Here is a 16,168-nt window from a genome sequence, read left to right on the forward strand (position 1 = left end):
AGTAAAACAATAAATAGAGCAAAATATGCAAGCAACTCAACCACGCCTTTCTTTCTGGCAAATATGGAACGTCAGCTTTGGCTTTCTAGGTGTTCAATTCGGTTTTGCACTGCAAAACGCAAACGTAAGCCGGATCCTTTCAGACTTAGGGGCTGACCTTCACTCGCTATCATTATTTTGGCTTGTAGCGCCAATAATGGGGTTAATCGTTCAGCCAATTGTTGGCTCAGCATCTGATAGAACGTGGAATCGATTAGGTCGCCGTCGGCCGTTTATACTTGCTGGTGCAATAGCTGCAGTGGTAGGCATGATTTTGTTACCTAATGCTCCGATCTTCGTTGCCTTCTTAGCGCCTATGGTTATGGGCGCTTTAATGGTTGCGCTGATGGACGCCTCGTTTAATGTGTGTTTTCAGCCATTTCGCTCGTTAGTATCAGACATGGTACCAGCGTCACAACGCAACGTGGGTTATTCAATTCAGTCGCTTCTTATCAATATCGGCGCGGTAATTGGCTCTATACTGCCATTCATTCTAACTAATGTGGTAGGCCTAGAAAATACCGCTCAAATGGGGGAGGTTGCGCCTTCTGTAATGTGGGCATTCTACATAGGTGCGACTGTACTACTAGGTACGGTTATTTGGACCGTTATACGCACGAAAGAGTATGCGCCAGACGAGTACAATCGCTACAAGGGCCTTACCGAAGAAGCCCCTGCAAGTGAAAGTAAGGCTAAAGCACCGCTTGGCCAGCGCTTAGGTGAGTTTTTAGTTTTAGTAAAAGACATGCCAACCACCATGAAACAACTGGCTGTTGTTCAGTTTTTCTCTTGGTTTGCGCTTTTTATTATGTGGGTTTACACCACACCGGCGATTACTCAACATATTTGGAACGTAGATAAGCAATGGTTTGATCCCGCTTATATCGCCGCTGCGCCTATGGTGCCTGAAACTATTGTTATGGCAAAAGGTGCTGCTGGTGACTGGGTAGGTATACTTTTCGCGGCATATTCTGTGTTCGCTGCTATTTTTTCCATTTTCTTAGCAAAGCTGGCAGATAAATTCGGTCGCAAGACTGTATACGCTTCGTCTTTAGCGCTAGGTGGCCTTAGCTATGTAAGTTTCCTACTATTCCAAGACCTTACTATGGTGAACGTTAACCTGCTTATTACTGAAGTAACTGTGCCGTTAGGCGCAGTGAAACTACTTATCCCAATGATAGGGGTAGGTATTGCGTGGGCGGCAATTCTTGCTATGCCTTACGCCATGTTAGCCGGCGCATTACCAGCGAATAAGACGGGTGTTTACATGGGGATATTCAACTTCACCGTGGCTGCACCGCAAATTGTTTCAGGTTTAACTGCCGGTTGGATCTTAAGCAGTGTATTTAACAACGATGCCAAGTACATAATTGTCGTGGCCGGTGTTTCTATGCTGATTGGCGCAGTGTCTGTCTTTTTCGTTAAAGAGACGGATAAACAAGAACTTGAAGCGGAGCAGGGATCTTAATATGTTATTCAAACGTTCAGCAATTGCATTAACGTTAGCCGGTTTATTTTGCTCTGCTTGCACTAGCACGGCTACATCGTCTTTAGACAATAGTGAAAAGCATACCGCTCAGGCTATTGTAGGCACCAGTACGCCATTTGCTAGCGAGGCAGTTTACTTTGTGGTAACTGATCGCTTTGTCGACGGCGACTCTTCGAATAACCACGAAGACCAAGGCGGGGAACATCCCACTTGGCAGTTGCCGCTGGAAGGGCCCGACGGTGAAAAAGCCTATGTGGGTTACATGGGCGGTGATTTACAAGGTATCTTAAATAACGCGGATTACATTAAAGATATGGGCTTCACTGCCGTATGGATGACGCCTGTTCACGATAACCCTGACTATGCGTTTAACGGCGACGAGCCTATTACATATGGCGGTGCATTCAAAGATGGCGGAAAAACTGGCTATCACGGTTATTGGGCGACAAACTTTTATAAAGCTGATGAGCATCTCGTTAGTGACGATTTGAGCGTAAGTGACTATACCGCGAAGATGCGCGAACACGGCCTTAAGTCAGTGTTTGATATCGTTGCCAATCACGGCACACCAAGCTTCACAATGAAAGAAGACTTGCCAGGTTATGGTGAGCTTTACGATAAAGATGGAAACTTAGTTGCTGACCATCAAAACCTAGCACCTGAAGAGTTAGACCCTAAAAACAACCCGCTGCATAGCTTTTTTCACAACTATCCAGATTTAGTCAAGCTTTCAAATCTGGATGACGAGAACCCAAAAGTTCGGGATTATTTAATTAACAGTTATCTTTATTGGATATCGCAAGGCGCTGATGCATTTAGAATAGATACCATAAGGCACGTACCGCATTCATTTTGGCGTGAAGCGTCTGACCGTATTCGCAAACAAAACCCAGACTTTTTTATGTTTGGCGAAGCGTTCGACTACGAAGCTAACAATATTGCGCAGCATACGTTACCTAAAAATGGCGGCGTAAGCGTCCTAGACTTTCCTATGCAAAAAGCCATGGTAAGCGTGTTTGAAAAGCCGCTTAAAAGCGATTTTGCAGACTTAGAAAAGGTACTTCATCTTACTCACGGCCCTTATAATAACCCCTATGAACTAACCACCTTCTATGACAACCATGATATGGCGCGCATTAACGCCACAGATGAAGGATTTATAAATGCGCACAACTGGCTATTTACTGTTCGAGGTATACCGGTTGTTTATATGGGCTCTGAGATAGGTTTCATGCGCGGTACGGCTGAACATGCCGGTAATCGTAATTACCTTGGTCAAGAACGCATTAATCAGGCTAAGAGTCATCCTATTCAACAAGCGCTAACAAAAATCGCCAACGTACGTAAAAATACTGTCGCCTTGCAGCGCGGTGTGCAGGTTAATCTAGAGCTTAGCGGTCATCGTGCCGCATTCTATCGCGTTGTCGACACTAAAGATGCGCAGCAAACAGCGCTTGTGCTGCTGAACAAGAGTGATGAGGCACAATCATTTGAGGTGAGTAACTTCATGCAGTCAGGAAACTGGGTAGAGCAATTGTCGGGGCAAACACAGGTCGTAGCGAACGGCTCTGCGTTAATCGCTAAGGTTCAGGCTAATGGCGTTCAAGTTTGGGTTCTCGAGGGCAAACCTACCAACCCGGCGTTGCTCTCTCAAATAAAACATCAGCTGGCCCGTCAATAAAAGCACTCAAAGCACAATTAATAGAAAGTAAAAAAAGCCCCGAACGTTAAACGTTCGGGGCTTTTCGTTTGATTAGTTGGCTATTCAGATAGAGTACAAGCTTAAGCCGTTTATTCGCTGCCACAAGATTGACGTACAATAATGTCGGCTGGCATTAAGTAATCCTCTACCTCTTCATTGTTTATCGCTTTCAATAGGGTATTTACCAATAGCTCACCGGCAAGCTTCGTGTTTTGCTGTACCGTGGTAAGCGAAGGTGTCGTGTAAGCAGACACCGCAATATTGTCATAACCCACTACAGCAACATCGTCCGGAACATTCACTTTCGCTTGGCGCAGCGCACGTAAAACACCCATAGCAATAAGGTCTGACGCACAGACAATAGCTTCGGGTAGTTCGCCTGCTTGCAGCAATGATCTAACTGCTTCTGAGCCAGCATCTTCGGTAGAAATGGCGTTACGTTGGACACTTGATTGCGCTAAGCCATGAGATTGTAAAGTTTTAAAATATCCGTCAAAGCGTGCTTTAAATTCCGGTGCGTGCTCGCCATTATCACCAATAAAGGCAAACGATGTTTTACCCAGTTCGATGAGGTGTGAGGTAATGCTTTGACCACCCTGGTAGTTATCACAGCCGATACTTACACCCGGGTGCGCTTCATCTGGTGCGCCCCAGCGAACAAAATGTGTACCTTGTGACTCAAGCTGAGCGACTTTGTTTTGATAATCAGTATAGTCGCCGTAGCCTAGCAGTATAATCCCGTCGGCTTTGTTTGAATCTTCATATTCTGCATGCCAGTCGTCTTCTAAGTTTTGAAACGACACGAGTAGGTCGTAGTTCGCTTGCGCACAAGCGCGAGTAATACTACCAAGCATGGCTAAAAAGAAAGGATTGATCATTGAGTCGTCAGACGTAGGATCTTCAAATAAGAGTAGGGCAATTGTGCTGCTCTTTTGTTTTCTTAAATTACTGGCGTTCTTATCTACCTTGTAATTAAGTTCCCGGGCAATGCGCTGAACGCGTTCACGAGTTTCTTGGTTGACTAGCGGGCTGTTGTTTAGCGCTCGCGAGACGGTTGATTGCGAAACCCCTGCCAAGTGTGCAATATCAAAAGAGGTTGCTTTTTCTTTCATAAACACCATGTTTTGCTGCTACGACAATGTTGTCGCCGAATTAGATTACCATATTTTTCGAATAGCGCGCGCTTTTTGCTGTATATGCGCCTAAATGCTAATCAAAATTAATGAAGCGTTACTCATAAAGTACGTTTCAGCGGGTTTTATTATGATGGTTATAGTGCGGTTTTTGAGTGGATCGCTCTTAAATCAATCACTTGTTAGGCTTCTTTGAATAAAACATGGTTGAAGTAATTACGAGAGTGTTATACTCAGCGAGATTTTGAAATATTACGTGCATAAGGGGAACAAGCGAATGGCCGAGACTGAACACCGTCCGACCAATTTTATCCGTCAGATTATAGATAAAGACCTGGCTAGTGGTCTACATGACGCTATTAAAACTCGGTTTCCACCAGAGCCGAACGGTTTTTTACATATTGGTCATGCCAAGTCTATTTGCTTGAATTTTGGTATTGCACAAGACTACACAGGGTCGTGCAACTTGCGCTTCGACGACACCAACCCAGCAAAAGAAGACATTGCGTTCGTTAACTCGATAAAAGAAGACGTTCAGTGGCTTGGATTCACGTGGGATGGCGAAGCGCGTTATTCGTCGAATTATTTTGACCAGCTTCATGCATATGCGGTTGAGCTTATTGAAAAAGGTTTAGCTTACGTCGATTTTTCTGCGCAAGAAGTCATGCGCGAGATGCGTGGTACGCTGAAAGAGCCTGGCCAAAACAGCCCTTATCGCGACACAGACGTTGAAACTAACCTTCGTGAATTTGCGAAGATGACGGCGGGCGACTACAAAGAAGGTGAGTGTAGTTTGCGAGCTAAAATTGACATGGCATCGCCATTTATGTGTATGCGTGACCCGGTAATTTATCGCGTTAAGCATGCTCACCACCACCAGACTGGTGATAAATGGTGTGTGTACCCAATGTACGATTTTACGCATTGCATTTCAGATGCTATTGAGGGGATCACGCATTCATTATGTACCCTAGAATTTCAAGACAATCGTCGCCTTTATGATTGGGTTATTGAAAATATTTCAATTGACTGTACGCCTCGTCAGTATGAGTTTTCCCGTCTTAATCTTGAATACACGGTATTAAGTAAGCGACGTCTTATCCAATTAGTCGATGAGAATCACGTAAGTGGCTGGGATGACCCCCGTATGCCTACTATTGCAGGCTTACGCCGTCGTGGTTATACACCAGGCTCTGTGGTTGAATTCTGTAAGCGAATTGGCGTAACCAAGATGGACAACATGGTTGAAATGTCTATGTTGGAAGCTTGTATTCGCGATGACTTAAATGCTAACGCGCCGCGTGCGATGGCAGTATTAGACCCGATTAAGCTTGTCATTGAAAATTACGATGAAGGACAGACAGAAACGCTGACTGCACCGAATCATCCTAACGATGAAACCATGGGTACACGTAGCATCAGCTTTAGCCGCGAAGTGTATATTGAAGCAGAAGACTTCCGTGAATCGGCAAACAAAAAGTTTAAACGTTTAGTACTAGATAAAGAAGTACGTCTACGTAACGCCTATGTAGTTAAAGCTAATCGCGTTGAAAAAGATGAGAACGGCAATGTAACAACCGTTTATTGTACTTATGATGCGGATACTTTAGGTAAGGATCCGGCTGATGGCCGCAAAGTTAAAGGCGTTATTCATTGGGTTGATGCCGCAACAGCACAGGCAGCGGAGTTTAGGCTTTACGACCGTTTGTTTAACGTGCCTAACCCAGCGGCTGAAGAAGACTTCACAAATGCAATAAACCCTGGTTCACTTGAAATTAAACAAGGCTGGGTAGAGGCTGGTTTGGCAGACAATGTTCCTGAAGTTGGCGCCTGGCAGTTTGAGCGTACTGGTTACTTCTGTGTAGATAAAGACAGCACAGACAACAAACCAGTTTTCAACCGCACGGTAGGGCTAAGAGACACATGGGCTAAAATGGGCGAGTAATGTAATTATTGATTACGCGCTATATGCTTAAATAAAAAACCGCTTTAGTGCAAACTAAAGCGGTTTTTGTTTTTAAAGCATGGGGCTTAATTGCTTACTTCGGCTGGCAATCAAGAGACTGACCGTTTACTTCCTTACTTTCATCACCCATTAGGTAAAGATACATAGGCATAATATCTTCTGGTGTTTTAAGTGTATCCGGATTTTCTGCAGGAAAAGCTTGTGCACGCATATGTGTGCGGGTGCCGCCTGGGTTAATGCAGTTGAAACGCAGCGTCTTATTCTGATATTCATCTGCTAGAGTTTGCATTACGCCTTCTGTAGCGAACTTCGATACAGCGTATGTTCCCCAAAATGCGCGACCTTTTCTTCCTACACTCGATGTAGTGAAAATAACTGATGCATTTTCCGCTTTTTCTAATGCCGGGATAAGGGCCTGAGTCATATAGACCATGCCGTTAAGGTTTATCTGCATTACGTCTTGCCACTCATGCGCATCAATATCTTTAAACGCACTAAGATGGCCTAAAATGCTAGCGTTATGAAGGACACCATCTAGTCGACCAAACTGGTCAATAATGGTCTGTGTCATTTGTTGATAATGAGAGGGCGTTGCACCTTTTATATCTAAAGGAACAATGGCAGGTTCCTGACCGCCTGCGGCGATAATATCGTCATACACGGCTTCAAGTTTCGACACGGTGCGCCCTAATAGAATACAAATAGAGCCGTGTGCAGCATACGTCTTTGCAGCTTGAGCACCAATTCCATCGCCAGCTCCGGTGATAAGAATAACTTTATCGCGTAGTAAATCCGCTGGTGCGTTGTAATCGTTCATCGTTTTCCTTCAAAAGGTTAATTTTTTCGCATTATATGGGGCTTGTAGACCCCGCTAAGAATCATACATCAGATCATACTCAGCCTGACTCACAAGTAAAACAATGAATGAAAAATTCTTCAAACGTAAAAAAAGTTAACAAAAGTAGTTAACAAAACTTTGCAAAGTTGCAACAAAGTCAATAAGATTGAGGAAGATACAACTGGTCTAACATGTTTAAAACTATCATCTACGCCTGTTAAGACAGGGTAGACCAAGCTACTTTTAATAGAGTTCAGTTTTAGACACAGAATAACAACAATGCTTGTAGGGAGTAGAGATGAGAAAACTCGTATTAAGTTCCAGTGTGGCCCTTGCGCTGGGTCTAGCAGGCTGTGGTGGCTCCGATGAAACCCTTTCCGACATTCAGGCCGAAACAGAAGTCCAAACACCATTTTCGCGGATCCTTTTTGACCCTGCCAATGGTAACCTAAATATTCCTAACGACCTTCTAATGCTTCCTGGCGATGACGGTTTCTTTGATTATACACTCAACATTCCAGTGGCTGATCCCACAGATTTTGCTGACCCGCAAAATGCACTTAATGTGCTAGACGGCTGGTCGACGCAGCATCCTTTCGTTATCAACGTTGAAACACCAGCGGGCGCTTCGCTAGACGAAAGCACGCTAGCTTCTGGTGTATTGCTATATGAAGCCACGCTGGGTCTTGACCAAAACGACCCAGACTGTGCTCAGGTAGCAACACCTTCTGCAGGTTGTAAGCTTGGTGATCAACTTACCTTTGGCGTGGATTACGTACTTAGCCTCGCCGATAGCAATACCATCACATTTGTTCCATTAAAGCCTCTTAAGCCTGCTCAAGGCTATATGCTGGTTATGACTACAGACTTGAAAGATTCTTCAGGTAAGTCAGTGCAGGGTTCAACGACATGGGATTTGGTAAGACAAGATATAAATACCGATCCGCTATCAAGCGCTTCTCAGTTAGACCTACAGGCTTTGGTTAATTCTTATGTTAACCCGCTTCTGCAAGCTGGCTTTGCCCGCGAAGATTTAACCTATGTCTCTGCGTTTACTACGCAATCGGTAGGAAATTCACTTGATACAATTAAGAAGGTAATGATTGGTACCTTCGCTCAGCTTGCAGCTGGCGGCGATCCGTCAGCCGCAGCTGCACTACCAGCTATTACTGTTAGCGATGTGTCTGCAGCGCCAAATGCCATGGAAGCGCTAGGACTTGTTAACGAAGCTGTTGTAGCAGGTGCCGTCGAGCTAGGCAAGCAGGGTCTGCCAGATAATATCCAAGCGGCCATTGATGCAACAGATTTTAGCCTACTTGAAACCTGTGCGGGCCTTGCCGGTACGGTATCGGGTCAACTTGCTGCACAGTGGGGCGCGTTGAATGAATTTGCTGTTGGAGTATCCACAGGTATTCTTGCACAAGCAGGGCCATTTTGTGCGGCTCAACGTTATGAAGGCAATATAGCATTACCTTATTTCTTGGGTGTACCTAGTGCTGAAAACCCATTAGCACCGGTTAATGACTTCTGGAAAGCGGCGTGCGACAGCGGAATTGTGCTAGCAGGTGCACCGCAAGAGTTACTCGCTAACGCTGAACCAGGCCCAAATGCAGCAATGTGTTCTTCACTAGGCCTTGCAGACGTTCGAATAAATGGCGAAATGCTTGATAGCGCAAGGAATATTACCAAATTTAACCCGTATCCACAGCCGACAGGCGGGAACATGGGAACAGAAACACTAGATGTGCAGGTTACTATTCCTGATCCAGCTATCGCGGGCGCGTTAGGCTTCCCGATCAGTATGCCTGAAGCTGGTTGGCCAGTAGTTATATTGGCTCACGGTATTACCAGTCAAAAAGAAGACATGCTTGCTATTACAGGTACGCTCTCACTTGCAGGTATTGCATCAGTTGCTATAGACCAACCTTTACACGGTAGCCGTGGCTTCGACCTTGATGGTGACGGTACAGATGACCTAAACGCTACAAGCGTAAGTGCAACCCATTATATGAACCTTGCTAGCCTACCCACTGCCCGCGATAACTTACGTCAAAGCGTCTCTGATTTATTGGGTCTACGTTTAGGACTTAATGCTGTTGTAGATACAACTGCAGCACAAAACGTTAAGTTTGATATGTCTCGTGTATCTATCATGGGCGTGTCACTTGGTGCAATAACAGGTGGTAACTTTGCCGCGGTGGCAAATATGTCAATGGGCGGCGATTTAGCAGCACTTGATGGTATGTTTGCTGTTAGACAAGCCTCCCTTGAATCGCCAGGAGGCGGCGTAGCGCAATTCTTATTAGAGTCGCCTTCATTCGGACCTCTAATTAAAGGCCTATTGCTATCACAAGCGTCTGAAGACTTTGTTGCATTGCTTAATCAGCTTTATGAAACAACAGATGTCAGTGAAGAGCAGCTTAGTGCAGCAGTTGCCATTTTTGAAGATAATCTAACCGCAGAGCAAGCTGCAGAAGTGAATGCTGTATTTGCTGAATTTGCATTCGCTGCACAAACGGTGATGGATGCTGGTGATCCTACTAATTATGCGCAAACCCTAGGAAGTAATACACCCGTTCACATGATGACAGTGGTAGGTGATGGTAGCGAAGAAAACTTACCTGATCAGGTAATTCCAGTTTCGACTGCCTTGCCTCTTTCTGGTCAGCTTCCGTTAGCGGCTACAATTGGTCTAGAGCAAATTACTACTACTCAAGGGCCTGGTACAGACCCAATTAGCGGTATTGTGCAGTTCAATAGCGGCGCACATGCCTCTAGCTTAAGTCCAGCGGCAAGCGCGGCGGTAACCACAGAGATGCAAAAAGAGGTGGCAGGATATATTGCGTCTGACGCACTTGCGCTTCCCATTTCTGACGAGAGTGTCGTTGCAAACTAAGCAGACATAATTTGTTTTAAAAAGCAGTGTAACAGCTGCTTACATTTTAGTGAGTTTAAGCCGGCTTAAAAGCCGGCTTTTTTGTGTGAAAAAGACGAATGTTGTTTGAATGTTTGCGAATGTTAATGTAGTGTAAATTTAAGGTCCGATCAGTTTCATTGGTAATAAAAATCAATGTGTTGACGATCATAAAAGCACGAGAGAAGGACCTTATCTTTTATTCTTTAGGGAACATTTGCGATGACCAACCAAAACACATTTACCGCTAAGCGGACGCTTATTGCACTCTCACTTGCCGGACTACTAACCGCATGTGGCGATAACGACAACGACTTTTCCAATGTAGAACAACCAGCGCCGCCCACGTCCACAAACCCAGAACCTACGCCTACGCCTATTCCTGCTTTTTCACCGGATGGTACTTTGTCTGCTGACGTAACATGGACAACCTACGGTGTTCCGCATGTAAAAGCTGATAATCTCGAGAGCATGGCCTATGGGGTGGGGTACGCATTTGCGAGAGATAACCTTTGCGTACTGGCTGACCAAATTGTTAAATACAACTCAGAGCGTGCCAAGTTTTTCGGCCCAGATCAAGTGCCTGGAAGCGGCGACTCTGAGCACCTCATTAACGACTTTGGCTTTTTAACACTTGGTATTAGAGAGCTCGCGGAAGAGAATTTACCACGTTTGTCTGCTAATTCTCGCGCAATGTTTCAGGGTTATACGGCAGGGTATAACAGATACTTGAATGAAACACCTGTAGAAGAGCAAGACCAAAGCTGTGCAGGACAACCTTGGGTAACAGAAATTGATAGCGTTGACCTTCTAACATACTCCTTGGGCGTGGCGCTTTTACCCGGCGCTGCAAACTTTTTAGGCCCAATGTTTATTGCTGCGCCACAAGGTGAGAGCTATTTACCAACACCTGCCGAGTCATCAAGTGAAGTTGCCTCTACATTTACGATTTCGCCAACAGTGGGGCTGCCTGACAGAAATCCACAGGAAATGGGGTCTAACGGGTGGGGGTTAGGAAGCGATAAAACCACTAATGGGAAGGGAATGGTATTAGGTAATCCTCATTTCCCTCACACTGGAAACTTACGTTTTTGGAACTTTCACGCACAAGTACCTGGTCATTTGAATGTTACAGGTGGCTCTCTCACAGGGTTACCCGGCGCGGTAAACATCGGCTTCAATGAAAACGTAGCCTGGACTCACACATTTTCAACTGCTGAACACTTCGTGGTTTATCAGCTAACCCTTGATGAGAACGATGAGTCAGGGCTTACTCATATAGTTGATGGCAATAAGCGCACTATTTACGAGAAGCCGCTTCAAATTGACGTTGCTGTAGGTGGCGGACAAACCATCAAACTTAATAAAACCGCATACTACACGAACTACGGCCCAATGATTGAAGTGCCTGGTAACTTCGATTGGAACTCAAACAATGCGTTTGCCATTAAAGACGCCAATCTGCCTAACTTTGATATTGTTGATCATTGGCTTGCCATGAATATGGCTACGTCAATGGACGAATTTAAGCAGGCGTTTAAAGACTATGATGGGGTTATATTCAATAACACAATGGCGGCCTCAGCCGATGGCCAGGTATTCTATATTGACGATTCAACCGTACCGAACTTAACTGAAACTGCAATTGAACAACTAACAACGAACCCCTTGCTTATTCAAACTAAAGCGGCAGCCGGTTTTACCGTATTGCCGGGTAATATTTCTCAATTCGATTTTGAAGGCCCAGTTCCTTATGAAGAGGCGCCGAAATACGAGGGAACAGACTCAGTTCAAAATTCAAATGACAGCTACTGGTTAACCAATTTAAATTCACCGATTGTTGTGAGCAACCCGTTGTTTGGTAGCGTGGAATATCAGCAAACACTGCGTTCACGTTTAGGGCAGCAGTTTATTGAAAATGAAGCTGGAAGTGATGGTACTTTCACACCTGAGGAAGTTGAAGGGCTATTATTAAATAACCGAAGCTACTTGGCAGAAAACATATTGCCATCTCTCCTTGAACTATGCGCAGATCAAGGTGATACACCAGTAGATGTTGATGGAGCTAGTGTTGATGTATCACAAGCCTGTGCAGCACTAGAGGACTGGGACGGTACAATGAACCTCGCGAGTACTGGTGCACACGTATTCAGAGAATTTGCCTTTCAGTTTAACCAAGCTCCCCAGTGGGAAGTACCGTTCTCTCTTGATGCACCTGTGACTACGCCATCAGGTTTAGTCCAAAACGATACTACCCTTGAGCAATTGGCACGCGCTACACAGGTTGTTGAACAAGCTGGGGTAGCATTTGATGCCCCGCTCGGTGATGTGCAATTTGTCGAACGTAGCTTACCCGATGGTTCTGCCTCAGGTGTTAAATTACCGTGGGCTGGCGCACATAACATTGAAGGTGGCTTTAACGTATTTGATGTTAGTAGCAGTAGAAATGGAACCCAGTTGCCGAGACATAGCTACGAAACAATAAACAGTAATACAGCAATGAGTGCTGAAGCTGAGGGCTATCACATTAACTATGGCACAAGTTGGGCGATGGTTATCAGCTTCACCGATGAAGGGCCAAAGGGCCGAGGTATATTGACTTACTCACAGTCTCGTAAATATGGCAGTGAGCACTTCTTAGACCAAACACAACTTTATTCTACGCAACCTACACTGCGGGATATCTATTTCACTGATGAAGAGATTGAAGCAAACAAGATAGAGCAGGTTAACCTATCGTCAGAATAAGATGAGACTGGTATTATAACGCAATTACATCAGCGGCTTTGCCTTATATTGGGTAAGGCCGCTCTTTATGTTGTGGGTAAACAACCTTGCTTACCCGTTTATTTTACTAGGAGTAAAGTTTGGAGTTTTTGTACGAGTACGGTTTGTTTGTTGCCAAAGCAGTAACGTTAGTTGTCGCCTTCGTTGTTGTTGTATCCACCATAGTTGGTGTAGCAAGTAAACAGAAGCAGGGGAAAGGGCAACTTGAAATCGTGTCTATATCTGAGCAGTTAAAGGACATTACAAACTACGCTAAAGAAGTCCTTTTAGATAAAAACGCATTAAAAAAGTTAGCTAAAGAACAGAAAAAAGAGGCCAAAGCGAAGAGCAAGGCTAAGAACAAGGCAAAAGAGCAGGGTGAAGAGTCTGAAAAGTCTCGGTTATATGTTATCGACTTTAAAGGGTCTATGGATGCCAATGAGGTCGAGCACCTGCGTGAAGAGATCACTGCGATTTTATGCGTAGCAAATAAAGAAGACGAAGTTTTAGTACGCCTTGAAAGTGGCGGTGGCGTAGTACATGGCTATGGACTTGCTGCGTCGCAACTACAGCGCATTAAAGAAAAGGGGCTGAAATTAACCATTGCCGTAGATAAAGTTGCGGCAAGTGGTGGTTATATGATGGCGTGTGTTGCCGATAAGTTGTTAGCGTCACAGTTTGCATATATCGGCAGCATTGGCGTTCTAGCTCAATTGCCTAACTTCAATAAGTTGCTGAAGAAAAACGATATAGAATTTGAGCAGCATACCGCGGGAGAGTTCAAGCGCACGCTAACGATTTTCGGTGAAAATAATGATGAAGGTCGCGCTAAGTTTAGAGAGGAAATTGAAGAGATTCATGTGCTCTTTAAAGACTTCGTGCAAAGTCAGCGTCCTGAAATGGATATAGACAAAGTAGCTACTGGTGAATACTGGCCAGGAATCAAGGCAAAAACACTTGGCTTGGTTGACGATATAACGACGTCCGATGACTACATTCTTTCGCATTACCCTGCGCGCGAAATCTTCAGCGTTAAGTATGCTGTGAAGAAAAACGTTGCGGAAAAGCTGGGTATGTCGGCAGCTAATGTTGTTGAGCGTGTGTTTATGAAAAGCATGAACAAAGCGCGCCATTGGTTTTAATAGCTATAAACCATCTGTGTTTATTACGGCATGACGTATAGCACCCACCGTCAATAAGCACAGATGGACGTTAAATTTTTAACCGACAAAAGATAATAAAAAGAATATGGCACGGCATACTAAAAACGATATATTAGATGCGGCAGAATACTTGTTTTCTCAAAGTGGGTTTACCCAAACCTCGATGCGGGAAATCACTGCCAGAGCAGAAGTAAATCTGGCGTCGGTGAATTACCATTTTGGTAGCAAGAAAAACTTAATACAAGCGGTGTTTAAGCGATACTTTGATGAGCTTATGCCACAGGTAAAGGTTTGCTTAGACGGTTTACCGCCTATTGAAGGCGCCAAAGGCGTTGAGCAGCTCTTATATTCGCTTATCCCTCCCATGTTAAATCTTAATGCTATCTCCGAGCAGGGCACTGCCACTTTTGTTAAGCTGCTCGGCCGAGGATATAACGAAACACAAGGGCACTTGCGTAAGTTTTTGATGCATGATTACGGTGACTGTATACGCGCTCTAGTAGACGCTATCAGACGCTGTTTACCTGAACTTCCTGAGGAAGAATTGTTTTGGCGACTGCATTTTGCGATGGGAAGTTTTGTCTTTTCGATGGCATCGAGTCAGGCATTAACTGAAATCGCTGAGTCCGATTTTCATAAACACGTAGATATAAAAGAAGTCATCCAGCATCTTGTTCCATTTGTCGCACAGGGACTTGCCGGCAAATAAACCATTTTTATAGCTTACGTATAAACAAAGCGCTAGCCTCCAAAATGAAGGCTAGGCATAGTGTGGAATAGGCGTTATGAGAAATGCTTGTTGAAGCTAGCGGGGAAGAGTCGCGCCAGGTGCTTCAGCGTTTAGCTTCTCAGCCCAAAAATCCTTAACTGAGAAACCTGATTTTTTAGAAGCTGATGCTTTTTTCGTAGCAGGTTTGGCTTTTGCTTTGGTCTCGCTTTTCTCTTTCTTCGTTTCTGTTTTTTCAGACGAATTCGATGCTAGCGATTCTGCCATTTCCTGAAGCTGTGCTAAGCGCATATTTTTGCCGCCATCTACGCTGTACCAACCGCTCTTACTTTCAATAGTCGGCGCTTTGCCATTAGCTTTTTTATAGGCTTCAGTGAAAGCCGCGATAACTGCATCTTTGTCTAAGTTTGCCATGCTTTTTTGCTCTTTATTTTGTTAAGATGACGAACGTTTTTGACTTGTAATACTAATAAGTGACGACTGATTAATTAAAACACAACGCGCTATCGATAAAGCGAATTAAAAAGTAGGTATTGCTTTCAGAAATCCACTCTTTTTTCGCTTTCCCGCGATAAGCGTTTGTCGACTTATAGGTGTTATACGAAACGTTCGCGTATTTTATAGCGTTTTTTTAACAATTTGTCTAACTTTCAACCGGAGGACTTGTGTCTATTAGCCGCCTAGAACTACAAAATTATCTTGATGGAATGTTAAGGGTTAGCGAAATCAGTGATTATTGCCCCAATGGTCTGCAGGTAGAGGGAACAGGCAATATTGAGAAAATTGTGACAGGCGTAACTGCATCTCAGGCTTTAGTAAATGCGGCGATAGAAGCAAACGCCGACGCGATAATCGTGCATCACGGCTATTTTTGGAAAGGTGAATCGCAGGCTGTAGCCGGCATGAAAAAGCGCCGTCTTTCTACTTTACTCGCCAATGATCTAAATTTGTTTGCTTACCATCTCCCTTTAGATGTTCATCCTGAATTTGGCAATAATCGCCAACTTGCTTCGATTCTAGATATTCAAAATATCAGCGCAGTTACTGGCGTTAAACCTGTGGGAGTTGTTATGCAAGGAAACTTCGAGGAACCAATTGAAGGCTTGGCTCTACAAGCTAAATTGCAGCAGTTGCTGGGACGAGATGTGCTGATAGAAGGGCCTATGTCAAAACCAATTTCAACCCTTGCATGGTGCACTGGCGGTGGCCAAGGATTTATAGAACAAGCTGTAGAGTTGGGTGTAGATGCATTTATTACTGGTGAAGTATCAGAACAAACCGTGCATACAGCAAGGGAAATGGGTATTACTTTTTTTGCGGCCGGCCATCATGCAACCGAACGCTACGGCGTGAAGTCTTTGGGCGAGCATATTGAGCAGCAATTCGACGTGTCTGTTGAGTTTATTGACATCGACAACCCGGCATAGCGAA

At 44.6% G+C, this 16,168-nt stretch carries 11 protein-coding genes; 8 read left to right on the forward strand and 3 right to left on the reverse strand.

Features of this window, described 5'->3' with window-relative positions; genetic code table 11:
- Positions 1 to 25 precede the first annotated feature (25 nt).
- A complete protein-coding gene (locus ACYX4M_RS16365; protein WP_476080914.1) occupies positions 26 to 1,507 on the forward strand; it encodes an MFS transporter in 1,482 nt (493 codons plus the stop codon).
- A gap of 1 nt (position 1,508) precedes the next feature.
- Complete coding sequence (locus ACYX4M_RS16370; RefSeq protein WP_476080915.1) at positions 1,509 to 3,209, forward strand: alpha-amylase family glycosyl hydrolase; 1,701 nt, start codon at positions 1,509 to 1,511, stop codon at positions 3,207 to 3,209.
- Positions 3,210 to 3,319: 110 nt separating this feature from the next.
- On the opposite strand, the gene ACYX4M_RS16375 is transcribed toward ACYX4M_RS16370, so the two are convergent.
- Entirely contained in the window at positions 3,320 to 4,342 is a 1,023-nt protein-coding gene (locus ACYX4M_RS16375) for a LacI family DNA-binding transcriptional regulator (RefSeq protein ID WP_476080916.1), read from the reverse strand.
- Positions 4,343 to 4,640: 298 nt separating this feature from the next.
- Here ACYX4M_RS16375 and glnS point away from each other — a divergent pair, with 298 nt between their 5' ends.
- Complete coding sequence (gene glnS / locus ACYX4M_RS16380) at positions 4,641 to 6,308, forward strand: glutamine--tRNA ligase (RefSeq protein WP_476080917.1); 1,668 nt, start codon at positions 4,641 to 4,643, stop codon at positions 6,306 to 6,308.
- A 94-nt stretch (positions 6,309 to 6,402) separates the two neighbouring features.
- On the opposite strand, the gene ACYX4M_RS16385 is transcribed toward glnS, so the two are convergent.
- Positions 6,403 to 7,146 carry a YciK family oxidoreductase gene (locus ACYX4M_RS16385; RefSeq protein WP_476080918.1) on the reverse strand — a complete coding sequence of 248 codons (744 nt, stop codon included), beginning with the start codon at positions 7,144 to 7,146 and terminating at the stop codon, positions 6,403 to 6,405.
- A 319-nt stretch (positions 7,147 to 7,465) separates the two neighbouring features.
- Here ACYX4M_RS16385 and ACYX4M_RS16390 point away from each other — a divergent pair, with 319 nt between their 5' ends.
- From ACYX4M_RS16390 to ACYX4M_RS16405, 4 genes are all read left to right on the forward strand, one after another.
- Positions 7,466 to 10,063, forward strand: coding sequence for a VolA/Pla-1 family phospholipase (locus ACYX4M_RS16390; protein WP_476080919.1), 2,598 nt, complete (start codon positions 7,466 to 7,468; stop codon positions 10,061 to 10,063).
- 240 nt (positions 10,064 to 10,303) lie between these two features.
- The gene (locus tag ACYX4M_RS16395; RefSeq protein ID WP_476080920.1) at positions 10,304 to 12,829 is read left to right on the forward strand and encodes an acylase; all 2,526 of its coding nucleotides are present in this window, start codon (positions 10,304 to 10,306) and stop codon (positions 12,827 to 12,829) included.
- Positions 12,830 to 12,948: 119 nt separating this feature from the next.
- The gene (gene sohB / locus ACYX4M_RS16400; protein ID WP_476080921.1) at positions 12,949 to 13,989 is read left to right on the forward strand and encodes a protease SohB; all 1,041 of its coding nucleotides are present in this window, start codon (positions 12,949 to 12,951) and stop codon (positions 13,987 to 13,989) included.
- Between the two features lie 106 nt (positions 13,990 to 14,095).
- On the forward strand, positions 14,096 to 14,719 hold the full coding sequence (locus tag ACYX4M_RS16405) for a TetR/AcrR family transcriptional regulator (protein WP_474806821.1): 624 nt from the start codon (positions 14,096 to 14,098) through the stop codon (positions 14,717 to 14,719).
- Between the two features lie 96 nt (positions 14,720 to 14,815).
- Here ACYX4M_RS16405 and ACYX4M_RS16410 read toward each other — a convergent pair whose 3' ends face one another.
- Positions 14,816 to 15,151 (reverse strand): hypothetical protein, encoded by a 336-nt coding sequence (locus ACYX4M_RS16410; RefSeq protein WP_474825530.1) that lies wholly within the window; start codon positions 15,149 to 15,151, stop codon positions 14,816 to 14,818.
- Positions 15,152 to 15,402: 251 nt separating this feature from the next.
- Here ACYX4M_RS16410 and ACYX4M_RS16415 point away from each other — a divergent pair, with 251 nt between their 5' ends.
- Positions 15,403 to 16,164, forward strand: coding sequence for a Nif3-like dinuclear metal center hexameric protein (locus ACYX4M_RS16415; RefSeq protein ID WP_476080922.1), 762 nt, complete (start codon positions 15,403 to 15,405; stop codon positions 16,162 to 16,164).
- Positions 16,165 to 16,168: the final 4 nt, after the last annotated feature.

The sequence above is a fragment of the Alteromonas sp. ABV4_150 genome (assembly GCF_056311745.1).

Bases quoted from the DNA above. Each gene is read 5' to 3' on its own strand.
- ACYX4M_RS16375 (WP_476080916.1), bottom strand. From the start codon at position 4,342: ATGAAAGAAAAAGCAACCTCTTTTGATATTGCACACTTGGCAGGGGTT.
- ACYX4M_RS16365 (WP_476080914.1), top strand. From the start codon at position 26: ATGCAAGCAACTCAACCACGCCTTTCTTTCTGGCAAATATGGAACGTC.
- ACYX4M_RS16395 (WP_476080920.1), top strand. From the start codon at position 10,304: ATGACCAACCAAAACACATTTACCGCTAAGCGGACGCTTATTGCACTC.
- ACYX4M_RS16370 (WP_476080915.1), top strand. From the start codon at position 1,509: ATGTTATTCAAACGTTCAGCAATTGCATTAACGTTAGCCGGTTTATTT.
- ACYX4M_RS16405 (WP_474806821.1), top strand. From the start codon at position 14,096: ATGGCACGGCATACTAAAAACGATATATTAGATGCGGCAGAATACTTG.
- ACYX4M_RS16390 (WP_476080919.1), top strand. From the start codon at position 7,466: ATGAGAAAACTCGTATTAAGTTCCAGTGTGGCCCTTGCGCTGGGTCTA.
- ACYX4M_RS16410 (WP_474825530.1), bottom strand. From the start codon at position 15,151: ATGGCAAACTTAGACAAAGATGCAGTTATCGCGGCTTTCACTGAAGCC.
- glnS (WP_476080917.1), top strand. From the start codon at position 4,641: ATGGCCGAGACTGAACACCGTCCGACCAATTTTATCCGTCAGATTATA.
- ACYX4M_RS16385 (WP_476080918.1), bottom strand. From the start codon at position 7,146: ATGAACGATTACAACGCACCAGCGGATTTACTACGCGATAAAGTTATT.